At 63.8% G+C, this 24,229-nt stretch carries 21 protein-coding genes; 12 read left to right on the top strand and 9 right to left on the bottom strand.

Annotation, left to right across the window (positions count from 1 at the left end; genetic code table 11):
* Positions 1 to 36: 36 nt before the first annotated feature.
* The 3 genes from F8A90_RS12665 to F8A90_RS12655 all read right to left on the bottom strand — a co-directional run bounded on the left by F8A90_RS12665 (position 37) and on the right by F8A90_RS12655 (position 2,765).
* On the bottom strand, positions 37 to 1,056 hold the full coding sequence (locus F8A90_RS12665; RefSeq protein ID WP_200017372.1) for a TRAP transporter substrate-binding protein: 1,020 nt from the start codon (positions 1,054 to 1,056) through the stop codon (positions 37 to 39).
* A 224-nt stretch (positions 1,057 to 1,280) separates the two neighbouring features.
* Positions 1,281 to 2,192 (bottom strand): LysR family transcriptional regulator, encoded by a 912-nt coding sequence (locus F8A90_RS12660; protein ID WP_166018768.1) that lies wholly within the window; start codon positions 2,190 to 2,192, stop codon positions 1,281 to 1,283.
* A gap of 132 nt (positions 2,193 to 2,324) precedes the next feature.
* Entirely contained in the window at positions 2,325 to 2,765 is a 441-nt protein-coding gene (locus F8A90_RS12655; protein WP_200017371.1) for a VOC family protein, read from the bottom strand.
* Positions 2,766 to 3,043: 278 nt separating this feature from the next.
* On the opposite strand from F8A90_RS12655, the gene F8A90_RS12650 reads away from it, so the two are divergent.
* Genes F8A90_RS12650 through F8A90_RS12640 form a run of 3 tightly spaced genes read left to right on the top strand, consistent with a single transcriptional unit; the run spans position 3,044 to position 5,516 of the window.
* Positions 3,044 to 3,811, top strand: coding sequence for a 5-oxoprolinase subunit PxpA (locus F8A90_RS12650; RefSeq protein ID WP_166018767.1), 768 nt, complete (start codon positions 3,044 to 3,046; stop codon positions 3,809 to 3,811).
* On the top strand, positions 3,811 to 4,557 hold the full coding sequence (locus F8A90_RS12645) for a 5-oxoprolinase subunit B family protein (RefSeq protein ID WP_200017370.1): 747 nt from the start codon (positions 3,811 to 3,813) through the stop codon (positions 4,555 to 4,557). Before F8A90_RS12650 ends, F8A90_RS12645 begins: the two co-directional genes overlap by 1 nt.
* Positions 4,554 to 5,516 (top strand): biotin-dependent carboxyltransferase family protein, encoded by a 963-nt coding sequence (locus F8A90_RS12640; protein ID WP_200017369.1) that lies wholly within the window; start codon positions 4,554 to 4,556, stop codon positions 5,514 to 5,516. Before F8A90_RS12645 ends, F8A90_RS12640 begins: the two co-directional genes overlap by 4 nt.
* A 482-nt stretch (positions 5,517 to 5,998) precedes the next feature.
* Here F8A90_RS12640 and F8A90_RS12635 read toward each other — a convergent pair whose 3' ends face one another.
* The 3 genes from F8A90_RS12635 to F8A90_RS12625 form a co-directional block, all read right to left on the bottom strand.
* Positions 5,999 to 6,994, bottom strand: coding sequence for an SAM-dependent methyltransferase (locus tag F8A90_RS12635; protein WP_200017368.1), 996 nt, complete (start codon positions 6,992 to 6,994; stop codon positions 5,999 to 6,001).
* Positions 6,991 to 8,688 (bottom strand): AMP-binding protein, encoded by a 1,698-nt coding sequence (locus tag F8A90_RS12630; RefSeq protein ID WP_200020023.1) that lies wholly within the window; start codon positions 8,686 to 8,688, stop codon positions 6,991 to 6,993. Before F8A90_RS12630 ends, F8A90_RS12635 begins: the two co-directional genes overlap by 4 nt.
* A 355-nt stretch (positions 8,689 to 9,043) precedes the next feature.
* Entirely contained in the window at positions 9,044 to 9,505 is a 462-nt protein-coding gene (locus F8A90_RS12625) for a MerR family transcriptional regulator (RefSeq protein WP_200017367.1), read from the bottom strand.
* A gap of 358 nt (positions 9,506 to 9,863) precedes the next feature.
* On the opposite strand from F8A90_RS12625, the gene F8A90_RS12620 reads away from it, so the two are divergent.
* From F8A90_RS12620 to F8A90_RS12590, 7 genes are all read left to right on the top strand, one after another.
* On the top strand, positions 9,864 to 11,459 hold the full coding sequence (locus tag F8A90_RS12620) for a CoA-acylating methylmalonate-semialdehyde dehydrogenase (RefSeq protein ID WP_200017366.1): 1,596 nt from the start codon (positions 9,864 to 9,866) through the stop codon (positions 11,457 to 11,459).
* A gap of 75 nt (positions 11,460 to 11,534) precedes the next feature.
* Positions 11,535 to 12,701, top strand: coding sequence for an acyl-CoA dehydrogenase family protein (locus F8A90_RS12615; RefSeq protein WP_200017365.1), 1,167 nt, complete (start codon positions 11,535 to 11,537; stop codon positions 12,699 to 12,701).
* 53 nt (positions 12,702 to 12,754) lie between these two features.
* Positions 12,755 to 13,573, top strand: a complete 819-nt coding sequence (locus F8A90_RS12610; RefSeq protein ID WP_200017364.1) for an enoyl-CoA hydratase — start codon at positions 12,755 to 12,757, stop codon at positions 13,571 to 13,573.
* A complete protein-coding gene (locus F8A90_RS12605; RefSeq protein WP_200017363.1) occupies positions 13,570 to 14,754 on the top strand; it encodes an enoyl-CoA hydratase/isomerase family protein in 1,185 nt (394 codons plus the stop codon). The genes F8A90_RS12610 and F8A90_RS12605 overlap by 4 nt, the downstream gene beginning before the upstream one ends.
* A gap of 85 nt (positions 14,755 to 14,839) precedes the next feature.
* Complete coding sequence (gene mmsB, locus F8A90_RS12600; protein ID WP_200017362.1) at positions 14,840 to 15,754, top strand: 3-hydroxyisobutyrate dehydrogenase; 915 nt, start codon at positions 14,840 to 14,842, stop codon at positions 15,752 to 15,754.
* 64 nt (positions 15,755 to 15,818) lie between these two features.
* The gene (locus tag F8A90_RS12595) at positions 15,819 to 16,232 is read left to right on the top strand and encodes a rhodanese-like domain-containing protein (RefSeq protein WP_166018757.1); all 414 of its coding nucleotides are present in this window, start codon (positions 15,819 to 15,821) and stop codon (positions 16,230 to 16,232) included.
* A 120-nt stretch (positions 16,233 to 16,352) separates the two neighbouring features.
* Positions 16,353 to 17,732, top strand: a complete 1,380-nt coding sequence (locus tag F8A90_RS12590; RefSeq protein ID WP_200017361.1) for an MATE family efflux transporter — start codon at positions 16,353 to 16,355, stop codon at positions 17,730 to 17,732.
* Between the two features lie 135 nt (positions 17,733 to 17,867).
* Here F8A90_RS12590 and ppnP read toward each other — a convergent pair whose 3' ends face one another.
* Both ppnP and ppsR read right to left on the bottom strand, forming a co-directional pair.
* On the bottom strand, positions 17,868 to 18,155 hold the full coding sequence (gene ppnP / locus F8A90_RS12585; protein WP_200017360.1) for a pyrimidine/purine nucleoside phosphorylase: 288 nt from the start codon (positions 18,153 to 18,155) through the stop codon (positions 17,868 to 17,870).
* A gap of 102 nt (positions 18,156 to 18,257) precedes the next feature.
* Positions 18,258 to 19,091 (bottom strand): posphoenolpyruvate synthetase regulatory kinase/phosphorylase PpsR, encoded by an 834-nt coding sequence (gene ppsR, locus F8A90_RS12580; RefSeq protein WP_166018754.1) that lies wholly within the window; start codon positions 19,089 to 19,091, stop codon positions 18,258 to 18,260.
* A 395-nt stretch (positions 19,092 to 19,486) separates the two neighbouring features.
* On the opposite strand from ppsR, the gene ppsA reads away from it, so the two are divergent.
* Both ppsA and F8A90_RS12570 read left to right on the top strand, forming a co-directional pair.
* A complete protein-coding gene (gene ppsA / locus F8A90_RS12575; protein ID WP_267906746.1) occupies positions 19,487 to 21,874 on the top strand; it encodes a phosphoenolpyruvate synthase in 2,388 nt (795 codons plus the stop codon).
* 383 nt (positions 21,875 to 22,257) lie between these two features.
* Positions 22,258 to 23,523 (top strand): dicarboxylate/amino acid:cation symporter, encoded by a 1,266-nt coding sequence (locus tag F8A90_RS12570; RefSeq protein WP_200017359.1) that lies wholly within the window; start codon positions 22,258 to 22,260, stop codon positions 23,521 to 23,523.
* Between the two features lie 99 nt (positions 23,524 to 23,622).
* Here the strand turns inward: F8A90_RS12570 and rraA are convergent, their stop codons facing one another.
* On the bottom strand, positions 23,623 to 24,123 hold the full coding sequence (gene rraA, locus F8A90_RS12565; RefSeq protein ID WP_200017358.1) for a ribonuclease E activity regulator RraA: 501 nt from the start codon (positions 24,121 to 24,123) through the stop codon (positions 23,623 to 23,625).
* Positions 24,124 to 24,229: the final 106 nt, after the last annotated feature.

Raw genomic sequence — 24,229 nt, 5'->3', positions numbered from 1 at the left:
CGTTCAGGGCCGGGCAGTCAGGCTTGTGAGCTCATCTCAGGCATCCAGGTCTGCGCGGTAGCGCTCGAGCAGCTGCTGGCCTTCTTCACCGGCACGCGACTTCCAGTCCTGGAACAGCTTGTCACCGGCGGCCTTCAGGTCTTCGGCCAGCTTGGCGTCAGGCTCTGTGATGGTGAAGCCATACTCGGTCAGCACCTTGGCGCTCTCGGCGGCATCGGCCTTGCTGGCTTCCCAGCCGCGGGTCTCGGCGGCCTTGGCGGCATCGAGCACGGCTTGCTGGGTGCTCTCGTCGAGGCGATCGAAGGCACGCTTGTTGACGAAGACGATGTTCTTCGGCAGCCACAGCTTGGCGTCATTGTAGTGCTTGACGTAATCCCAGGCCGACATGGACTTGCCGGTGGAGCTGGAGGTGATCATCGCGTCGACACGACCGGTGCTGAAGGCGGTGGGGATGTCGGCTTCTTCGGTCTCGGTGGGCTTGCCGCCGACGTTCTCGACGAAACGCTGGGTGTTGATGTTGGGCGCGCGGATACGCAGGCCCTTGAGCTGGGAGACGTCGGTCAGGTCGAAGTCGGTGTAGATACCCTGGGCCGGCCAGGCGACCGCGTACAGCGGCATCAGACCTTCCTTGGCGAACAGCGCGGTGATGTCCGGCTTGGAGGCCTGCCAGAGGGCGAAGGCTTCTTCGTAGCTGGAGGCGACGCCCGGCAGGGTGTCCAGCTCGTAGACCGGCGATTCGTTGGAGAGAATCGACAGGAAGATCTCACCGGCCTGGACGGTGCCGCGACGCACGGAAGGCTTGATCTCGCCGTGGGAGATCAGGGAACCGCCGCTGTGCACGGTCACGGTCAGCTCGCCATCGGTAGCCTCGGTGACGTCCTCGGCGAACTGCTTGGTGTTCTTGGTGTGGAAGCTGGCATCGCCATACGGAGTGGCGAGGTTCCACTGTGCCGCGAGTGCCGAGCCACTGAAGGCCAGGGCACCCACTGTCGCCAGCCAGGCGAAGGACTTGACTGACGGGGTCTTGCGAGTGAGGGAATCGTTGGGCTTACGCATGTCTTGTTCCTCATTATTATTGAATGTTGTCGGCAGACGATTTCATTCTTCAAGCGACGGGCCATCCCGTCCAATCGTTAATTCTGATGCGCAGTATCGATGAAATCTTTCATCGTGTCGTCGCATGAAAGCCTTTGGCGATATTGTTAGACCTTGGTCTGATGCTGGCCTGATGCGGAGCGGTGCGCGATCAACCCTGACTCAGCGCATGACGGGCAGTCTGATCAGGGATTGGAATGCGCGTGTTGCTGCGAGTAGGTCTCGGCACATTGGCGGCCGAGGCGAGCCACGCTGGCACAGAAATCGGGATAGTTGGCATTGCGCCAGATGGCTTCATAGATCATCGGAGGCAGCGGGGTCGTGAGTGGCAGGCGCACCAGTTCGCCGTGGCTGATGACATCCTCCACCGTGGCGACCGGCAGTACGCCGATGCCGAGCCCTTCGCTGCTCATGCGCAGGATGGTCATCAGGGTGCTGGTGCAGTGCACCTTGGGCTGAGTGATGCCCTGGTCCGATAGATAGCTGACCAGCTCGGTATAGGGGCGCGCCTGCTTGCTGAAGGAGATGAATGGCGTGGAGGCGAAGCGCTCGTCATCCTCGGCCAGCTGCTCGGCGAGAGTCGGTGAGGCGAACATGCCCATCTCGAAGGTGCACAGCGGGGTCTGGGTGGCGTAGGGCCCCATGGCGGCGCTGTCCATCGCGAACAGCATGTCGAGATCATTGTCGGCCAGACGCTGATGCAGGGAGGGCGAGATATCGACGGTCATTTCCAGCGTCAGCTTGGGATAGCGTTCGGCCAGCTGGCGCATGAAGGCGGGAAACCAGCTGTTGGCGATGGTCTCGATCACGCCCAGGCGCAGGGTGCCGGAGAAGGCACCTTCATCCTGAAACAGGCGCATGGCTTCATCGCGACCACTGAGCAGGCGCTCGGCATGGGCGAAGAACTCTCGTCCGCGCAAGGTGGGTTGGATGGGGCGGGTGGCGCGTTCCAGCAGGGATTCGCCGACGGTGGCTTCCAGGCGGTTGATGCGGTCCGAGATGGAGGGCTGGGTCAGGTGAAGCTTGGTCGCGCCCTTGCGGAACGAGCCAAGCCGGACCACCCAGACGAAGGCCTCGAGTTCCTTGAAGTCGAACATGGCAGATGCCCCGTGATGAATCGTTGAGACCGCCCATCTTGCCGCATGCGGCGCGGGGCGTCAGCTTTCATCACGGGGCATGGTCTGCGTCAGGCCGGGCGCGGGCTCACTCGCTGGCGCGGGTCGCTTGCGTCATTTGCGAAACAGCTGGCTCTCGCGGTCCTTGAAGGCCTTGAATTCCAGCGCATTGCCGGTGGGGTCGAGGAAGAACATCGTCGCCTGTTCGCCGGGTTCGCCCTTGAAGCGGATATGGGGCTCGATCTCGAAGGTGACACCCTCGGCGATGAGGCGGTCCGCCAGAGTCTGCCAGGCGTCCATCTCCAGTACCACGCCGAAGTGCGGCACCGGCACGCCATGGCCATCGACCGGGTTGCGGTGCTGAGCGACGGCGCTTGCCGGGTCGGCCAGCGCCGGATTCAGGTGACAGACGAACTGATGGCCATAGAGGTCGAAATCGACCCAGCTGTCGGACGAACGCCCCTCGGGGCAGCCCAGAAACTCGCCGTAGAAGCGGCGTGCCTCGGCGATATCGCGGACCTGAATGGCGAGGTGAAACGGGTCGCTGACGGCCATGGTGAAACTCCTGTTGTTGTTGGGGGGCTGAGCAAGGAATGACTTCAGACAAGCGGTGGGCGGGGTGACAGGCCCTGCAGCCACCGCTCGGCTCGCCCAAGACAGAAGCATGACGCGCTCTGTCGGGCAAGCGATACACGGCCGGTGCTTTCATGGCGCAAGATGATGAAAGATTTCACCGATATGACGAATCATAAAATACGATTGGATACCAAGGCGGCCCCTTACATAGAGTGGAGGCATAACAACACACAAGATCTGACCTGTGAGGTTCCGCTATGTCCCGCTCTGCTCCCTCTCTGCCCCTGCTCAACTGCGATATGGGCGAAAGCTTCGGCAACTGGAAGATCGGTCTGGATGAAGAGGTCATGCCCTTCGTCGACTGCGCCAATATCGCCTGTGGCTTCCACGCCTCCGACCCCACCATCATGCGCCGCACCGTGCGCCTGGCGGTCCAGCATGACGTGCGCATCGGCGCGCACCCGGCCTATCCGGACCTGCAAGGGTTCGGCCGCCGCTCCATGGCGTGTTCGCCTGCCGAAGTCGAGGACATGCTGCTCTATCAGATCGGCGCGCTCGATGGCATCTGTCGCGCCGAGGGCACTCGCGTCCAGTATGTGAAGCCACATGGTGCGCTCTACAACGACATGGCCGCCGATCCGACGCTGCTGCGCGCTGTCATGCAGGCCGTGGTGCGTTATGACGCCAGCCTGCCGCTGATGGTGATGGCGACCGCCAACCCCGCACCGATGCAGGCGCTGGCCGACGAGATGGGCATCACGCTGTGGTTCGAGGCCTTCGCCGACCGCGCCTACGACTCGCGTGGCCATCTGGTGTCGCGTCGTGAGCCGGGTGCCGTGCATCACGACAGCGAGGTGATCATCGCCCAGTCCGTGACGCTGGCGCGTGGTGAAGCACTGACCGACAGCAGCGGCGGTGATCTGGTGCTGTCCGCCGATACGCTGTGCGTGCACGGTGACAACGCCGAGTCCGTGGCCGCGGTGCGCGCCATTCGTGAAGCTTTCGATACGTTGGCGGGTGCCTGATGGCGGGGGCTGACAGCCACGGCCGTGGCACGTCACCGCAACTGCGCCTCGAGACCGTCGGCATGGACTCGCTGATCATTCGGCTGTTCGATCGCATCGAGGAATCCAACATGGCCTGGGTGCTGGCCGCCGACAGTGCGCTGCGTGAGGCCTTCGGCGCGGCGCTGGTCGATCTGGTGCCGTCCTACACCACGCTGCTGCTGCACTACGATGTGGCTGCGCTGGAAGAAGGCGAGGCGCGTGCCCGCATTCAGGCCACGCTGGCGGATCTTGCGCCGGCCAGTGGCCAGCAGGGCCAGCTGCATGAAGTGCCCGTCTGGTATGACGACAGTGTCGGGCCGGAGCTTGCACCGATTGCCGCGCGGCTGGGCATCAGCATCGAGGCGCTGATCGAGCGTCACGGGGCGCATGACTACTGCGTGTTCGCCCTTGGCTTCGCGCCCGGTTTCGCCTTCATGGGCGTGCTGGAAGAGGCGCTGACTACGCCGCGCCTCAAGACGCCGCGCCAGAAGATCGCCCCCGGCAGCGTCGGTATCGCCGACCGCCAGGCCGCCATCTACCCGTCCCGCTCACCCGGTGGCTGGAACATTCTGGGCCGCACGCCCATCACCCTGTTCGGGCGCAACGAGGCCGGTGAACCGTCCAGTCGTTTCATGCCCGGTGATCGCGTGCGCTTTGTCTCCGTGAGCCGAGAGGAATTCGTTCGCCTGGGCGGCGATGTCACCCCGCTGGAGGAACGCGCATGAGCGACGTGAAGACGAAGACGACGCTGCGCGTCGAACGTAGCGGTGCCCTGGCGCTGGTGCAGGACGCTGGCCGTCTGGGCGTGCGTCACCTGGGCGTGACCCAGGGCGGGGCGGCTGACTGGGTGTCACTGGGCTGGGCCAACTGGCTGCTGGGCAACGCCCATGATGCCCCGGGGCTCGAGATCACCATGGGCGGCGGCTTGCTGTTCAAGGTCGAGCAGGCCGGCACCCTCGCGCTGTGCGGCGCGGACCTGGCCGCGACCCTCGACGGCGAGCCGCTCGCGCCGGGTCAGGCCTTCGAGGTGGCCAGTGGACAGCTGCTCAAGTTCGAGCGTCCCGTCGCCGGGCTGCGCGCCTATCTGGCCTTCCCCGGGGGCCTGGATGTCGCTCCGGTGCTGGGCAGCGCCGCCAGCACGGTGCGCGACGGCCTCGGCGGGCTGGATGGCGAAGGGCGAGTCCTGGCCAGTGGTGATGTGCTGACGGCTGCCAGCAATGAGCTGTCGCTGCGCGAGCTGCCGGCGTCGGCACAGGCATGGCAGCAGTCGCTGACCCCCAAGGAGGGCGAGGCGCTTGAATTGCCGCTGGTCGTGGGGGCGCAGATCGCCGAGTTCAGTGGCGACAGCCTCTATCGCGCCTTCAACAGCGAATGGGCGGTGGATGGACGCGCCGACCGCATGGGGGTGCGCCTGACCGGCCCGCGACTGGAGCGTGACGGTGCCGGCATGGTGTCCGAGGGCATTCCGCTGGGCGCCGTGCAGGTGCCGGCCGATGGCCAGCCCATCATATTGCTCAATGACCGCCAGACCATCGGCGGCTACCCGCGCCTTGGCGCGCTGACGCCACTGGCCTGCGCACAGCTCGGGCAATGTGTGCCGGGCGCCCGGGTGCGACTGGCGGCCGTGACACCGGGGCAGGCGCGTCGTGATCACCTCGAGGTGCTGGCCGGCTGGCAGTCGTGAGGCGCCGCAGCGGAGCTTTCCGCTCGGCGCCTGCAGGCCAGAGCGTCTAGATCTGAACGTGCAGACCAGAAAGTGCAGATCAGAGCGTGCAGGCCTGAGTGACTGGATCTATGTGCGCAGACAAAAAAAGGGCCTCCAAGTGGAGGCCCTTTCGGTTTTCCCGTGAGGGAATCTTTGATGCTGTTGGGAGTGATTGATCAGATCACGCCCTTGATGAACAGATTCCCGGAGAAACGTTGCGCGAGCATCGGGAAACGTTGCACTGACTCGTGGGTATCGATGAAACACGAAGCAATGCGGTCATCATGTCGGGCACATTACCCTCACATGCTGACGGGTAACGAACGGCTTATCCCCCGAACGGGACTGTACTGGCAAGAATAACGGTTGAGGCAGGCGGATGCCAGTCATTTGCGAGCGCTGTTTCCTAATTTTTTCCTCGCCGTGTCCCTGCGGTGAGTTCTGCTGATTCATCGCGCCCCTCACTGCCTGGCAGGGCGCTTGCGCAGGCGCCACAGGTGAACCTCCAGCCAGCCGGCTTCCAGGGCCAGCATCAGGTTGCGTTGCATCAGGGAAAAGGCCGGGCCGAACACCAGTTCCGGCGTCAGGCCGCGGGCGGCCAGCATGGCCGGCGAGGGCGCAGGCGCGTCATCGCGGTAGGTGCTGGGCTGCTCGCTGGTGCTCTCGCGCATGCGGCGCGCCTGCCAGCTCAGCACCTGATCGGTCAGCTCGACATGGGCATCGACCTCGAAGCCACTGCTGGCCATCGCCTCATGCAGCTCCTCGCAGCTGGCCAGCTGGTCGCCGCGCGGTGACAGTGCCCATGGCAATGGCAAGGCAGGGCGCTCGCCAAAGGCCTGCGCCTGCACGCTGAGCACCGGCTCGTGCAGCAGGAGATAGCCATCCTGCTCAAGACAGTCATGCCACTGCGTGAGCGTGCTGACCTTGTCGCTCAGATGCACCAGCAGGTGCTGGCTGAAGAGGCGATCAAAACGGCGGCCCGACAGGGCCGGATGCAGCTCGGGGTAGCAGGCGTCGCCCTCCAGCACGCGAATCGACTCGCGCAGTCCGGTGGCCCGGTTGAGGGCGATTGCCAGCTCGCAGAGACTGCTCGAGAGATCCAGCGTGGTGATGCGGTGATTGGCGCCGGTGTCACGCGACTGGCTGGCAATATGGCGCGCCAGCCCGCCAAGGCCGGCGCCGAGTTCGAGCATCGAAAGTCCCCGCGACTGGGGTTCCAGCCTGGCGAGCGCCAGCAGCTGGCGGGTGCCCGTCACGCCACCCAGATGCAGTTGGTCCAGCCCGGCCAGTGCCATGATCGGTAGTTCGCCGCTCGGGTGGGCATCGATCAGCGTCTCGAGCGCCTCGTCGAGGGCCGCATGATGGTGGCTCGCCGCATAGTGGGCTACCTGCTGACGGGCGCTGCTCAGGTGGCGTGTGGCGGGGGCGTCATCTTCCTCCTCACGTGACGTGCTCACCTGGCCAGCCCCAGTTCTTGTGTCGCGGCCTCGCGCATCTTGAACTTCTGGATCTTGCCGGTCACGGTCATCGGGAATTCCTCCACGAACTTGATGTAGCGCGGCACCTTGAAGTGAGCGATACGTCCCTGGCAGAACGCCTTGAGGCCTTCGGCATCCAGCTGCTCGCCTTCCTTGAGCTTGACCCACGCCATCACTTCCTCGCCATACCGCTCATCGGGCACGCCGATCACCTGCACGTCCGACACCGCAGGGTGGGTGTAGAGGAAGTCCTCGATCTCGCGCGGATAGATGTTCTCGCCACCGCGGATGATCATGTCCTTGATACGTCCCACGATCGTCACGTAGCCGTCTTCATCCAGCGTAGCGAGGTCGCCGGTATGCATCCAGCGGCCGGCATCGATGGTCTTGGCGGTGGCCTCCGGATTGTTCCAGTAGCCCAGCATCACGCTGTAACCCCGCGTGCACAGCTCGCCCTTCTCGCCGACTGGCACCACGCGCCCGCTGTCAGGGTCGATGATCTTGATCTCCAGATGCGGGTGCAGGGTGCCGACAGTGGAGACACGCTTGTCCAGCGGCGCCTCGCGCGTGGTCTGCAGGCTGACCGGGCTGGTCTCGGTCATGCCGTAGGCGATGGTGACCTCGCGCATGTGCATGCGTTCGATGACCTGGCGCATCACCTCGATGGGGCAGATGGAGCCGGCCATGGTGCCGGTGCGCAGGCTGGTGAGGTCGAATTCGGCGAAGCGCGGGTGTTCGAGTTCGGCGATGAACATCGTCGGCACGCCGAACATCGCGGTGGCGCCTTCCTCGCTGACCGCCTGCAGGGTGGCCAGCGGATCGAAGCCCGCTTCCGGATAGACGATGGCGGCGCCGTGGGTCAGGCAGCCCAGATTGCCCATCACCATGCCGAAGCAGTGATAGAGCGGCACCGGCATCACCAGCTTGTCGTGCTCGCTGAGATTCATGCGCTCGGCGACGAAGAAGCCGTTGTTGAGGATGTTGTGGTGCGAGAGGGTCGCGCCCTTGGGCGCGCCGGTCGTGCCGGAGGTGTACTGGATGTTGATCGGGTCATCGAAGGTCAGGCTGGCCTGCAGCTCGCTGAGTGTTTCCCGCGAGACGCTGTCGGCACCGCTGAGCACATCCTGCCAGTTGAGCATGCCGGGCAGGGCATCTTCGGCCTCGAAGCAGATCAGGCGCCTGAGGTCCGGCAGCGCGCCATCGTGAATGCCATCACGGCCGCGGGCCTCCTTGGCCTCGGGGAACAGCTCCTCGAGGATCGCCACATAGTCGGACGCCTTGAAGCGAGACTGGAAGATCAGCGTCGCCGCGCCGGATTGCTTGAGGGCGTAGGCCAGCTCATGGCCGCGATAGCTCGGGTTGAGATTGACCAGCACTACGCCGATCTTGGCGGTGGCGTACTGGATCAGCGTCCATTCGGCACGATTGGGTGCCCAGATGCCGACGCGGTCGCCACGCTCGATGCCCATTGCCAGCAGGCCGCGCGCCACGCGTTCGACCTCGGCGTGCAGTTCGGCCCAGGTGTAGCGCAGTCCCTGATGGCGGCTGATCAGAGCATCGCGCTCGGGCCAGCGCGCGCAGATGCGGTCAAGGCAATCACCGATGGTTTCTCCCATCAGTGGCGTGTCGGAGGTGGCGCTGAGATAGCTGGCTGACTGGCTTGCATGTGCCATTTCGCTGGCAGGCTGGCGTGTGGCGATGGCGTCCTGTGACATGGTGCTTTCCTGTGTCCTTGGTTGTTGTTGGTGTGGCAAGGCTTGTCAGGGGGAGCCGCCTCAGGGAGGCGGTGACGCAGTGTTGTTGTTCCTTTCGTTCTTTTCGTTTTTGTCGTCTGGTCGTGCTGTCGTCTTGTCGTGAGGTCAGCGGGCGACGCGCTGCTCTCCGGCAGTCTGCTGTCGCCCGCGCTCGCGAGGCGCTGGTCAGTTTTCGACAGACAGTTATCTACAGTCAGTCTAGTCGCTGTCACTTGTGTAGCCGGCAGTTGTATAGCTGCTTGGCGCGAGTGGGTTCTGGTGTTGTTGACGCCAATCAGCTCTCGTTTTCGCCCGCCAGGCGGGCGAGGGCTTCGCGGGCACGTGTCTCGACGTCATCCAGCTCGCGCTGCATGGCGGTGAGATCGCGCAGCTGTCGCTCAAGGCCCTCACGCTTTTCGCTCAGGATGCCAAGCAGACGGGTGAGCTGCTTCTCGCCACCGCCGTCGGCGGCGTCGTAGAGGTCGACCACTTCACGAATCTCGGCCAGCGAGAAGCCCAGTCGCTTGCCACGCAGGGTCAGCTTGAGACGCACGCGGTCCTTGTCGCGATAGACGCGCGTCTGACCGCGTCGCTCCGGGTGCAGCAGACCTTCCTGCTCGTAGAAGCGGATGGTGCGCGTGGTCACGTCGAAATGCCGTGCCAGCTCGCCGATGCTCCAGGTGCGCTGGGTCGGACGGATGGCGTCGCTGGTGCTGGTGGTGCTCAGCAGGGACTCCACACCGGCATCGTTGTTCATTGCGCCATCAGGCGTTGTCCGGGATTTTGGGTCAGGACTTGGGGTCATCATCGTATCTGTCATGGGCACTGCCGCTCCGGATGCTGTGCGCGCCGAGGAGAGGGGAATGCTCCTTGGCGCAGTGGGTGCCAGCGGCGTCTGGCCGTGAATTTTCTACAGACTAGCATTGTTTACGTTAACGTAAAGGGTAATAGTATTTGCAGCCAACCAAGCAGATGCTAGGTTGAATCAGATCACAGTCTCGGCTTGCCGTTTTCTGCCAACGGTCTGGTTCTGCGAAATGGATCTGCCTGATGACTTCGGCTCTGTTGACACACTGTCTTCCTCCCAATAACAACAGCCACAGGAATGCCACGCCATGTCTTCGACGTCTCTCACGCCCTCTACTGCCGCGCCCTCTGGCGGTTCACTGGATCTGCTGTCACGCCTGCGCGCCGTGGTCGCCGGTGACAGCGCGCCGCTGGTGCTGCCACAGCTGATCAATGGTCAGTTTGTCGAAAGTCGCGCCGATCAGCACCTGGGCGTCACCAACCCGGCCACCAACGCCGAGATCGCCCGCGTGCCCCTGTCGCCGCTGAGTGTGCTGGATGAAGCGCTGGCCCACGCCGAGCAGGCCTTCCAGTGCTGGCGCAACACGCCGGTGCCGACGCGCGCCCGTCTGATGCTCAGCTATCAGCATCTGCTCAAGCAGCATCATGACGAGCTGGCCGAGATCATCTCCCACGAGCTGGGCAAGACCTTCGAGGACGCCAAGGGCGATGTGTGGCGCGGTATCGAGGTGGTCGAACACGCCGCCAACATTCCCAGCCTGCTGATGGGTGAGACGGTGGAGAACGTCGCCACCGGCATCGACAGCTATTCCGTGACCCAGTCGCTGGGTGTCTGCCTGGGCATCACGCCATTCAACTTCCCCGCCATGATACCGCTGTGGATGTTCCCGCTGTCCATCGCCTGTGGCAATGCCTTCGTGCTCAAGCCTTCCGAGCAGGTGCCGCTGACCACGCTGCGGCTGGCGGAGCTGTTCATGGAAGCGGGTGCCCCCGAGGGCATCCTGACCGTGGTGCAGGGCGGGCGCGATCAGGTCAATCATCTGCTCGCCCACGAGATTCCGCGCACCGTCAGCTTCGTCGGCTCGGTGCCGGTGGGGCAGCACATCTATCGCACCGCCACGGACAACCTCAAGCGCGCCCAGTGCTTCGCCGGGGCCAAGAATCACATGGTGATCATGCCGGATGCTCCTGCGGACCAGGTCGTCAACGCGCTGGTCGGTGCCAGCGTCGGCGCGGCGGGTCAGCGTTGCATGGCGATCTCGGTGGCGGTCTTCGTCGGTGATTCGAAGGCCTTGATCGAGCGGGTACGCGATGCGCTGGCCGAGGTGCGCCCGGGCGCCTGGGATGACAAGGGCGCCAGCTACGGGCCGCTGATCTCGCCGCAGGCGCTGGAGCGCGTGACCGGCTGGATCCAGCAGGGCGAGCAGGAAGGTGCCGAGCTGCTGCTGGATGGTCGCGGCGTCTCGGTGGCGGGCTATCCCGATGGCAACTGGCTGGGGCCGTGTCTGTTCTCCAAGGTGACGCCGGAGATGGTGCTCTATCGCGAGGAAATCTTCGGGCCGGTGCTGTGCTGCATGGAGGCGGCGGATCTGTCCGAGGCCATCGAGCTGATCAACAACAATCCCTATGGCAACGGCACCTCCATCTTCACGCGCTCCGGCGGCGCGGCGCGGCGCTTCCAGAACGAGATCGCGGTCGGTCAGGTCGGTATCAACGTGCCGATTCCGGTGCCGTTGCCGTTCTTCTCCTTCACCGGTTGGCGCGGCAGCTTCTTCGGCGATCTGCATGCCTATGGCAAGCAGGCGGTGCGCTTCTATACCGAGACCAAGACGGTGACGGCGCGCTGGTTCGACGATGCGCCGGCCGAGGGCAATCAGCCCAACTTTTCTATCCAGATGCGCTGATGGCTCTTTTTTTACAAGACCGCTGAGGGCTCGGCGGCCTGGGGATAAAGAATAAGGACAACAGGAGGCAGCTGCATGAACTTTTCTCTGACCGATGACCAGCGTGCCCTCCAGGAGGGGGCGCGTGCCTTCGCGGATGCCGAGCTTGCCCCGCATGCCGCTGAGTGGGACGCCACGGCCCATTTCCCCATCGAGACGCTGAAGAAGGCGGGTGAGGCGGGCTTCATGGGGCTCTATGTCCCCGAGGAGCATGGCGGCCTTGGCCTGCCGCGTCTGGACAGCTCCATCATTCTCGAGCAGCTGGCCACCGGCTGCATCTCGACCACCGCCTACATCACCATCCACAACATGGTGGGCTGGATGATCGCCAGTTTCGCCACGGACAGCTGCCGCGAGCAGTGGGTGCCGGCGATGGTAGCGGGCGACAAGCTTGGCTCCTATTGCCTGACCGAGCCGGGCAGCGGCAGTGACGCTGCCAGCCTGCGGACCCGCGCCGAGCGTGAGGGCGATGACTACTACCTGAGTGGCTCCAAGATGTTCATCTCCGGTGCCGGTGCCACGGACGTGCTGGTGGTGATGGCGCGTACCGGCGAGCCCGACAGCGGCGCGGCGGGTATCTCGGCCTTCGTGGTGCCAGCGGATGCAGACGGCATCAGCTACGGCAAGAAGGAAGACAAGATGGGCTGGAACAGCCAGCCGACCCGGCTGGTGAGCTTCGATCGCGTGCGGGTCCCGGCGGCCTATCGTCTGGGTGAGGAGGGCGAGGGCTTCCGCTTCGCGATGAAGGCGCTGGATGGCGGACGCATCAACATCGCCACCTGCTCACTGGGCGCGGCCCAGAAGGCGCTGGAGCTGTCGCGGGATTATCTCGGCGAGCGCAAGCAGTTCGGGCGTGAGCTGGCCCAGTTCCAGGCCCTGCAGTTCAAGCTGGCCGACATGGCCACCGAACTGACCGCGGCGCGTACCCTGGTGCGGCTGGCGGCCTTCAAACTCGATGAGGGTGACGGCGAGGCCAGCGCCCACTGTGCGATGGCCAAGCGCTTCGCCACCGACATGGGCTTCGAGGTCTGCAATCAGGCACTTCAGCTGCATGGCGGCTACGGTTATATCCGCGAGTACCCGTTGGAGCGGCTGGTGCGTGACACCCGTGTGCACCAGATTCTGGAAGGCACCAACGAGATCATGCGTCTGATCATCTCGCGCCGTCTTCTGACGCCGGGCATGATCGAGTCGCTGGCGTAACGCCGCCTCCACTTCAATTCGTCATTGGTTACCATCTTTCAGGGAGTTACATGATGTCATCCAGTCAAGGGCCATGCCTCGTTGTCGAGAAGGATCGTCATATCGCCCGGGTCACCATCAACAACCCGCCGGCCAACACCTGGACGGAAGCGTCCTTGATCGAGCTGGAGCAGCTGCTCGACGAGCTGGAGGGCGATGGCAGCATAAGTGCGGTGGTGATCACCGGTGAGGGCGACAGGTTCTTCTCCGCCGGCGCCGATCTCAAGACCTTCGCCGATGGTGACAAGGGCGTCGCCGCCACCATGGCGCGCCGCTTCGGGCTGGCCTTCGAGCGCCTGGCCAACTTCCCGGGCGTGACGATCGCCGCCGTCAACGGCTACGCGATGGGCGGTGGGCTTGAATGCGCGCTGGCCTGCGACATCCGTATCGTCGAGCGTCAGGCGAAACTGGCACTGCCGGAGGCCAAGGTGGGACTGCTGCCGTGTGCGGGCGGCACCCAGCATCTGCCGTGGCTGGTCGGCGAAGGCTGGGCCAAGCGCATGATCCTGTGTGGTGAGCAGGTGGATGCCGAGACCGCCGGTCGCATCGGGCTGGCGGAAGAAGTAGTCGAGACCGGTCAGAGCTTCGAGCGCGCACTGGCGATCGCCGAGAGCGTCGCCAACCAGAGTCCGAGTGCGGTGGCGCGCTGCAAGGCGTTGATCATGTCGTCACGCCATCGCGGCATGAGCGATGGCCTGCGCATGGAGCGCGAGCTGTTCGTCGAGCTGTTCGATGACCCCAACCAGAAGGAGGGCGTCAGCGCCTTCCTCGAGAAACGCGCACCGCAGTGGGTCTCGCACCAGGAAGAGGTGAAGGGAGGAGGGCGCTCATGAGCCAGATAGAAGGTGTCACCGCCAAGGCCGCGACCGATGTCGAGGCGCCCGTGGTGTTCGAGACGCGGCGCGCCCGCGATGGCAAGCAGCTGGGCATCATGCGCCTGAACGCGCCGCGTTCGCTGAATGCGCTGTCGCTGGCCATGATCGAGGCCATCGAGGCGCAGCTGGATGCCTGGGAGCTGGACAGCAGCATCGCCATGGTGTGGCTGGAAGGTGCCGGCGAGCGTGCACTGTGTGCCGGTGGCGATATCGTGGCGCTCTATCAGGCGATGACCACGGCGCCTGCCAGCGAAGGCGCAGATCCCCTCGAGGCGCTGGATGATTTCTTCGCCACCCGCTACTTCACCGCCGAATACCGGCTCGATCACCGGCTGCATACCTTCCCCAAGCCGCTGCTGGTGTGGGGCGGCGGCATCGTGATGGGCGGCGGCATGGGGCTGTTCGCCGGCGGTTGTGAGCGCGTGGTCACCGAAAGCTCACGATTGGCGATGCCGGAAGTCAGCATCGGCCTGTACCCGGATGTCGGGGCCAGCTGGCTGCTCAATCGCCTGCCGTGTGGCATCGGAGAATATCTCGGCGCGACCGGCGCGCAGCTGAATGCACGCGATGCGCTGGATCTTGGGCTGGCGACACGTCTGATTCCCGATGCGCAGCGCGAGGCGCTCAAGCAGGCGCTGTGCGAGGGGGAGTTCGGCCGTCACCCGTCGCGTCATCTGAGCCAGGTGCTGAGCGAGTTCGAGCGCCGTGAACTGGCGCCGCCGGGGCAGGTGCTGCCGCTCTTCGATCACCTTCAGCAGCTGGTCGCCGGGCGCGAAGTGCTGAAGGCCTGCCAGCGAATCATCGACGACCCCCAGGCGCGCAGTGACTGCAATGCGTGGCTGAACGCCAACCGCGAGCGTCTGCTGGCCGGCTGCCCCAGCTCACCGCATCTGGTATTTCGCATGCTGGGCCGCCATCGCCACTCCTCGCTGGCGGAGGCCTTCCGCGACGAGCTGACGCTTTCCGTGCGCTGCTGCATGGGCACCGAGCTTGCCGAAGGGGTGCGCGCCCTGCTGATCGACAAGGACAAGCAGCCGCAGTGGGCCTATGCCTCGATCGCTCAGGTCTCCGAGGAATACATCGACGGCTTCTTCGCGCCGCTGTGGGAAGAGGATGAGCATCCGCTGATGGATCTTTGAACGCGCTTTTCAGCACCGGTAGCAGGCTCAGACTTGCCGCCGGACGCCAATGACAACAAGAATCTGTACACAAGGAAGCATTGCCATGACATCCATCGGTTTCATCGGACTCGGCAACATGGGCGGGCCCATGGCGCTCAATCTGGTCAAGGCTGGCCATGCGGTAAGGGTCTTCGATCTGGTCGAGTCGGCCATGAACGAGCTGGTCGAGGCGGGCGCTACCCGCGCGGCATCTCCCGGAGAGATCGTCGAAGGTGTCGAGGTGTTGATCAGCATGCTGCCGGCCGGTCAGCACGTGCGAAAGCTCTATCTGGGTGACAAGGAAGACGGCGCGGGTGGCCTCCTGGCTGCGCTCGACGCCTCGGTACTGGTGATCGACGCCTCGACCATCGCGCCGGATGATGCACGTCTGGTCGCACGCCATGCCGACGAGCGTGGCATCACCTTCATGGATGCTCCGGTGTCCGGTGGTGTCGGCGGGGCGCGTGCGGGAACCTTGAGCTTCATCGTCGGGGGGCCGGATGAAGGCTATGCGCGTGCCGTGCCGCTGCTGGAAGTGATGGGCAAGAATCTGTTCCATGCCGGCCCGGCCGGTAGCGGTCAGGTCGCCAAGATCTGCAACAACATGCTGCTGGGCATCCTGATGAGTGGCACCGCCGAGGCATTGGCGCTGGGGGTCAAGAACGGACTGGACCCGGCCGTGCTCTCGGAGGTGATGAAGCAGTCCTCCGGCGGAAACTGGGCACTCAACGTCTACAACCCCTGGCCTGGCGTGATGGAAGCCGCACCGGCTTCCAATGATTATCAGGGCGGCTTCCTGGTGGACCTCATGACCAAGGACCTGGGACTTGCCTGGGAAATGGCGCTGGGCTCGAAATCGGCGGTGCCAATGGGCTCCCAGGCGCGCAATCTTTTCGTCCAGCATGCTGCCCAGGGTGCAGGACGCCTCGATTTCTCGAGCATCCAGCGCTTCTATCGCTGCGGCGAGGCCGATGCGTGAGCTATCACTCAGCCAGCCGCTGACATGCCCCCGAGCACAACATCATCTGCAAGGAGAGCACCCCATGATTCGACCGGTCAGTGAGCTGGTGGCAGCCGCCGAGGCGGAGATCGAGACCCTGTCGCCCCGTGAGCTGCGCGAGGCGCTGGAAGCGGCGCGCGCCGGCGGTACGCCCCTGACGCTGGTGGATATCCGCGATGTGCGGGAGCTGGAGCGGGAAGGGCGCATTCCCGGTGCCATCCATGCGCCGCGCGGTATGCTGGAGTTCTGGGTCGACCCGGCCTCACCCTATCACCGCGCCGACTTCGCGCGCGAAGGCCGCTATGTGCTGTTCTGCGCTGGTGGGCTGCGCTCGGCACTGGCTACCAAGTCGCTCAAGGACATGGGTTTCGGGCCGGTCGCCCATCTGGGTGGCGGCTTCGCGGCCTGGCGTGAGTCGGGGGGAGAGGTCGTCTCGCCCTTCATGCAGGGCAACTGATGCAGCGTGGGAATGCTCGATGCGATCCGGCGTTGCCCCTCATCTGACACGCTGATGCTTTACACTGTTCGACCCCGCTGGCGCCTCGCCGGTCGGGGTCGTTTTCTGTCCGGAGCCTGTATGTCTGACCCTGATACCCCTGCCACCCCCAAGCGTGCCTCGTCTCGGCGTGGTACGCGTGACCTGCTGCGTGACCCGATTGCCTCGACGCTTGCCCGCATGACGGGACCGGTGATCGGCGGCATCGTCACCATGATGCTGTTCAATCTGGTGGACGCCTGGTTCATTGCCCAGCTGGGCACTGCGGAGCTGGCGGCGGTCACCTTCACCTTTCCGGTGACCTTTGCCGTCATCAGCATCGCCATCGGCCTGTCCATCGGCACCACCGCCGTGGTGGGGCGCAGGCTCGGGCGCGGCGAGTTCGAGACGGTCAAGGCGCGTACCACGGATGCCAGTCTGCTGGGGCTGCTGCTGGGGCTGGTGATGCTGGTGCTGGGGCTTGCCAGCATTGAACCACTGTTCGGGCTGCTGGGGGCCGATGACACCTTGATGCCGCATATCCGCGACTATATGCAGGTGTGGTATTTCGGCGCGCCCTTCGTGTTGCTGCCGCGTGTGCTGGGCAGCGTGCTGCGCGCCGAGGGCAATACGCTGGTCCCCTCGTTGGTGATGGCGGCGGCGGGAGTGCTCAATGCGCTGCTCGACCCGCTGCTGATCTTCGGCATCGGTGACTGGCAGGGCATGGGGGTTGCGGGCGCGGCGCTGGCCACGGTGCTGTCGTGGCTGGCGATGACGCTGGGCTTGCTGGCATTGCCACTGCTGCGCGCGCGGCTCGATTTCCGTCACCTGAGCGTGACGCGGCTGGTGACGTCATGGCGCGAGGTCGGGGCGATCGGTCTGCCTGCCGCGCTGACCAGCGTGATGACGCCGATTGCCACTGCGCTGGTCACGCGTATCGTCAGTCAGCATGGACACGCGGCGGTGGCGGCTTACGGTATCGGTTCGCGCATCGAGTCGCTGGCGCTGATTCTGGTGCTGGCGCTGTCCATGACGCTGTCGCCCTTCATCAGTCAGAACGACGGCGCCGGGCAGCAGCAGCGCGTGTGGCGCGCCATCCACGGCGTGCTGGCCTTCATTTTCGTCTGGCAGCTGGTCGTCTGGCTGGGGCTGGGGCTTGGCGGTGAGTGGATCGCGGCGCGTTTCGCCGAGAGTGAGGAGGTCGCGGCGCTGGTCAGCACCTATCTGTGGCTGATACCCGCCGCCCTCGGGGCCCAGGGCGTGATCATTCTCGCCAATTCCAGTCTCAATGCGCTGCACAAGCCGCGCCGCGCGATGACACTCTCGCTGGTGCGTCTGTTTGCCTTGCTGGTGCCGCTGGCCTGGCTGGGCGGTACCCTGTATGGCGTGATCGGCATCTTTGCCGGGGTGGCGACAAGCTACCTGTTGATGGGCGGCATCAGCTATCTGGCGCTGCGTTCGGTACTCAGGCGACGCGCCTGAGCCGGGTAGCGAGAGGCAGTCGTCGTGATGAAAAAAGCCGCCGTGCCCGAGAGGGGACGGCGGCTTTTTTCATGTCAGGCTTTCAGTGCCTTGGGCTTCGTTTCCCAGTGCCTTAGGCGGTTTTTTCCCAGTGCCTTAGGCGTCTTCGTACTTGCACAGATAGGCGGACTCGACCGTGGTGCGCACCTCGAAGCTCTGGTTGGCTTCGACGATGAAGCTTTCGCCGGCGGCGAGCTGGTACCACTCTTCCGCGCCCGGCAGCAGTACCTGCATATCGCCGCTGATCAGCGTCATGTATTCGCGTTGGCTGGTGGAGAACACGAATTCGCCGATGGCCATCACGCCGATCGTGGCAGGAAGGTCAGCGCTCTGGAAGGCGATGGAGGCCACCTGGCCGTCGAAGTAGTGGTTGGTGTTGAACATGGGAGGGTTTCCTGGGTGAGTAGCGGTGTTGTTGTGGTCGATGTGTCGAGACGTGGTCGACGTGTGTTGCCGTGAGCGACTCTTGATGATCTGACGTCGGGGTCAGCGCGGTGAGAAGCGGCGTGCCAGGCCGGTCTCGGCGATCATGCGTGTCGAGATCTCCTCGATCGAGAAACGCGTGGTGTCGATGTAGGGCACCTTGGAGCGGCGGAAGAGTGCCTCGGTCTGCTCGACTTCCTGCAGACACTGATCGATCGAGCAGTAGCGACTGTTGGGGCGACGCTCGGTGCGGATGGCGGCCAGGCGGCGCGGGTCGATGGTCAGCCCGAACAGCTTGTGGCGGTAAGGTGCCAGCGACGCCGGCATCTTGAGGGTGCCGGACTCGTCCAGATCATCCTCGGTCAGCGGGTAGTTGGCCGCGCGGATACCGAACTGCAGCGCCAGATACAGCGAGGTCGGCGTCTTGCCGCAGCGTGAGACGCCGATGAGGATGACGTCGGCCTTGTCGTATTGATGCGTGCGCGCGCCATCATCGTTGTCGAGGGCGAAATGCACCGAATCGATGCGATTCATGTAGACGTCGTCCTGCCCGATGGAGTGGGTCTTGCCGACACTGTAGGAAGAGTGGGTATCCAGTTCTTCTTCCAGCGGCTTGAGGAAGGTCGAGAAGATGTCGACCTTGAAGCCGGAGGATTCGGAGATGATGTCACGGATGTTCTGGTCGACGATGGTGTCGATGATGATCGGGCGCTCGCCGTCGTTGGCATGCGCGCTCTCGATGGCCTTGACCAGTGCTGTCGCCTTTTCGGCCGAATCGATGTAGGGCTTGGTCACCATGCGGATGTCGGTGTTCTCGAACTGGGCCAGCAGACTGCGCCCCAGTGTCTCGGCGGTGATGCCGGTGCCATCGGAAATGAAGAAGGCGGTTCGGGTCATGACGGGCACTCGTGAAGAACGAATCGAAGACACCAGCCCGCTCAGGCTGTTGCCCCGTGAAGACCCCAAGTGTCGGCGTTCACTGTCGAGCTTGCAATATCCGGCACAGGGCCAGTGGCGCGATATGAGAAATCCCGTGTTCCCGTTCTCTACCAATGCGCCTCATGACTACATTCCTGTAGCGGCCGTTTCTGGCTTGTCGACATGTTCGCCGACGATGGCGACAGAACGCCTGAAACAGGCTCAGGGTTGTAGTCCTCCTCCACTGACTAGCCGGTTAGACCAATGGCTAATACTAGAGAGAGCTTGTTAGGGTGGCGTCATTGCTGAACGGAAGGCGGTTCATCGTCCTCCATCGGTCATTCGTTTCCATCCATTGGTACCAGGGGGTTCCCTTGTCACAGCAAGCCACATCCGAATACGTCGTCGATTTCGATCAGCTCGGCATGAACGATGTTGATCGCGTTGGCGGCAAGAACGCCTCGCTCGGTGAGATGATCTCCAATCTGGCCGATGCCGGTGTCACCGTGCCCGGCGGCTTTGCGACTACCTCCTATGCCTATCGCGAGTTTCTGGCCCACGAAGGCCTCGACAAGCGTATCAATGCTGCCCTCGATGCCCTCGATGTGGACGACGTGGTCGAACTGGCGCGCGTCGGTGCCGAGATTCGTCAGTGGATCATCGACACGCCGCTGCCGCCGGCCTTCGAGGCCGAGATGGAACGGGCCTATGCCGAGCTTCAGGCCAGACACCCGAACCTGAAGGTCGCCGTGCGTTCTTCCGCCACCGCGGAAGACCTGCCGGACGCCTCCTTCGCCGGTCAGCAGGAAACCTTCCTCAACATCGAAGGTTTCGACAACATCAAGCGTGCGGTTCACGAGGTGTTCGCGTCACTGTTCAACGACCGCGCCATTTCCTACCGCGTGCACAAGGGCTTCGATCACTCTCTGGTCGCGCTGTCTGCCGGCGTGCAGAAGATGGTGCGCTCCGAGACGGCCGCTTCCGGCGTGATGTTCACCCTGGACACCGAATCCGGCTACCGCGACGCCGTCTTCGTCACCGGCTCCTGGGGGCTGGGCGAGACCGTGGTGCAGGGCGCGGTCAATCCTGACGAGTTCTACGTCCACAAGACCACGCTGGCTGCCGGCCGTCCGGCGGTACTGCGCCGCAACCTGGGCTCCAAGCTGATCAAGATGGTCTACACCGACGACACCAGCGCCGGGCGTTCCGTGGCGACCGTCGACGTGCCGGTGCCGGACCGTCATCGTTTCTGCATCAGCGATGCCGATGTCGAGGCTCTGGCGCGCCAGGCCATGATCATCGAGAAGCACTACCAGCGCCCGATGGACATCGAGTGGGCGCGTGATGGTGACGACGGCAAGCTCTACATCGTCCAGGCGCGCCCGGAAACGGTCGTCAGCCAGGAAGAGGGCGGCAACCTCGAGCGCTTCCAGCTACGCGAGAAGGGCCGCACTCTGGTCACCGGGCGTGCCATCGGCCAGCGTATCGGCCAGGGCGCGGTACGCGTGATCGACAACCCGGAGCAGATGGACAAGGTCCAGGTCGGCGACGTGCTGGTCACCGACATGACCGACCCGGACTGGGAGCCGGTCATGAAGCGCGCTTCCGCCATCGTCACCAACCGTGGCGGCCGTACCTGCCACGCGGCGATCATCGCGCGTGAGCTGGGCATTCCGGCCGTGGTCGGCTGTGGCGACGCGACCTCGGTGCTCGCCGAAGGCCGTGAAGTGACGGTCTCCTGCGCCGAAGGCGATACCGGTCATGTCTATGACGGCATCCTCAACTTCGATCGCACTGTCACCAGCGTCAACGAGATGCCGGAGATTCCGTTCAAGATCATGATGAACGTCGGCAACCCGGACCGTGCCTTCAGCTTCTCGCGTCTGCCGAATGCCGGCGTGGGTCTGGCACGTCTCGAGTTCATCATCAACCGCATGATCGGCGTGCACCCCAAGGCGCTGCTCGACTACGCCACCCTGCCCATCGACCTGCAGCAGACCATCGATGCGCGCACCGCCGGCTACGCAAGTCCGGTCGACTTCTATGTCGACAAGCTGGTCGAGGGCATCTCCACCCTGGCGGCTGCCTTCCACCCGCAGAAGGTCATCGTGCGCATGTCGGACTTCAAGTCCAACGAGTACGAGAACCTGATCGGCGGCAAGATGTACGAGCCGGGCGAAGAGAATCCGATGCTGGGCTTCCGTGGCGCCTCGCGCTACGTGTCCGACACCTTCCGCGACTGCTTCGATCTGGAATGCCGTGCCCTCAAGCGCGTGCGTGACGAGATGGGGCTGACCAACGTCGAGATCATGGTGCCCTTCGTGCGTACCACCGGCGAGGCGGAGCAGGTCATCAAGCTACTGGGCGAGAATGGTCTGGTACGTGGCGAGAACGGCCTGCGCGTCATCATGATGTGCGAGTTGCCGACCAATGCGCTGCTGGCGGATCAGTTCCTCGAGCACTTCGATGGTTTCTCCATCGGCTCCAACGACCTGACCCAGCTGACCCTGGGGCTGGATCGCGACTCCGGTATCGTCGCTCACCTCTTCGATGAGCGTAATCCGGCGGTCAAGCAGCTGATGTCGATGGCGATCCGTGCCTGCAAGGCGCAGGGCAAGTACGTCGGCATCTGTGGCCAGGGCCCGTCAGACCATCCGGAGCTGGCCAAGTGGTTGATGGAAGAGGGCATCGACAGCGTCTCCCTCAACCCGGATTCCGTGCTGGAAACCTGGTTCATGCTGGCGGACAAGGAGCTGGTGTAACCCAGGCTTTCCACGACGGTGACCTGACGCGCTGAGGCGCAGAGGGTGGTTGTCACTCAGGGCGCCCATCGCACTCAACGTGCGGTGGGCGCTTTTCGTTTCGCGCTTGAAACTTGAATGATTGGTCAGTTCAGGCATTAGACCAATGGTGTAGAAGCCGGCAGATACATGTCAGTTCGTAACAAATAGCAACAAAATGATCTCGAATCCGCGACTAAATGATGATCATCCTGCCTCGTGTGGAAAAGGCAGTCATTTATAATCCCAGCCACCCCGCTGACCACAATATCCATGGTGGCCATGACGGCAGGCCTCACCGGTAGCCAGCAATGCGGTGGCACGCAACAACCGACCTTTCAGACACAATCCAAGGTAGTCGTAACGTGAAACAGTCTTTATGGAAGAACATCGGCGTCCAGGTAGTCATCGCCATGATACTGGGCGCTGGTGTAGGCGCTTACATGGGCGAAGACGCCTCGATGTTCGCGCCACTGGGTGAGCTGTTCATTCACCTGATCAAGATGCTGGTCGTGCCGCTTATCGCGGTCTCCATCGTGTCGGGAGCCGCCAATCTGGGCGACAGCCCTTCTGCCGGCAAGATCGGTCTCTCCACCTTCGCCTTCTTCATGCTGACCTCCGCCGTGGCCGTGATGCTGGCATTGGTGATGGGGCATGTCTTCCAGCCGGGCAGCGGAGTGGACCTGGAAAGCGCCAAGGGCATGTTCTCCAACGCCTACGCCGACAAGGGCAGCGTACCGGGCGTGATGGATACCATTCTGGGCATGGTGCCGACCAACATCTTCGGTGCACTCACCGATGCCAACATTCTGCAGATTCTGGTGTTCTGCCTGTTCCTCGGCATTGGTCTGTCCAAGACCGGTGAGCGTGGCAAGCCACTGATCGAAGGTCTGAACACCGTCATCGAGGCCTTCGTGTGGATGATCAACGTGGTGATGCTGATCGCGCCGATCGGCGTCTTCGGCCTGATGGCGGACGCTGTCGGCACCTTCGGCTTCGATGTACTGACGCTGGTGATGAAGCTGTTCCTCGTCTACATGGGCGCGATTCTCATCTACGGCTTCGTGTTCTACCCGCTGGTGGTCAAGTTCGGCTCTGACGTGCCGTTGGGTCGCTTCATGTCCGCGATGAAGAAGCCGCAGGCCGTCGCGCTGTCCACGGCGTCCTCCATGGCGACCCTGCCGGTCAACATGGAAGTCTGCGAGAAGGAGCTGGGCCTCAAGAACGCCACCTCTGCCTTCGTGCTGCCGCTGGGCGCGACCATCAACATGAGCGGCAATGCCATCTATTACGGGCTGGTGGCGATGTTCTTCGCTCAGGTCTTCAACGTCGATCTCGGTTTCTCTGCCTACGCTGCCATCGTGTTCACCGCGACTCTGGGGGCCATCGGTCAGGCCGGTGTGCCGGGGCCGTCTTTCCTGGTGGTTGCCGTGCTGCTGGCGGCCGGCATTCCCATCGAGGGCCTGCCGCTGCTGTTCGCGCTGGATCGTATCTTCGACATGACGCGCACCGCGCTCAACATCACCGGTGACGCGGCCTGCGCCGCCGTGGTGGATCGCTTCGCGCGTGCCGATGATGCGGTCGCCGAGCGCCAGGACGCCGCATCAGGAGAACCGGTCAGCGTGCGCTGAGACAGACACGACTGACAGGAAAACGCCCCCGCAGCCAGAACGGTTGCGGGGGCGTTTTCATTGGGGGCTTGAACGGTTCGACCGGTGGTCGGGAACCGATCAGGGCGTCGGCTGGGTGCGGATCAAAGCTTCCTTCGAGGTGACGATACCGTTGTTGTCGGCGTAGAGGTAGTCGCCCGGCACGATGGTGACACCGGCGAAGGTGACCGGAATGTCGCGCTGACCTTCTCCGCGCTTGATGCTGGGGCGCGGATAGCAGCCCAGCGCCTGCACGCCGAGATTGGTGGCATGGATCTCGTCCACATCGCGGATGCAGCCATACATGATGACACCGGCCCAGCCACTCTTGGCGGCCTGCTCGGCGAGCATGTCACCCAGCATGGCGCAACGCATCGAACCGCCTGCATCGACGACCAGTACGCGGCCTGCGCCGGGTTCCGCGACGGCTTCCTTGACCAGCGAGTTGTCCTCGAAGCACTTGATGGTCACGACTTCGCCGCCAAAGGACTCGACGCCGCCGTAGTTGATGAACAGCGGCTCGAGCACCTGCACGTCGGGGAACTCATCGCAGAGGTCGGGGGTGGAGATGGGATGCGTCATGTCGGATTCCTTGTGCTGGGCGGCCCGGTGAGGGTCGCTTGGGAACGGAGCGCTGGCGATTGCTGCAATGCCACAACGTCGAGAATGCCCGATACGCCAGGGCTTT

This window comes from Cobetia sp. cqz5-12, from assembly GCF_016495405.1.
GTDB lineage: Bacteria > Pseudomonadota > Gammaproteobacteria > Pseudomonadales > Halomonadaceae > Cobetia.
Note: the sequence above shows the minus strand (reverse complement) of the source record. Positions and strands in the feature narration are given on the sequence as shown.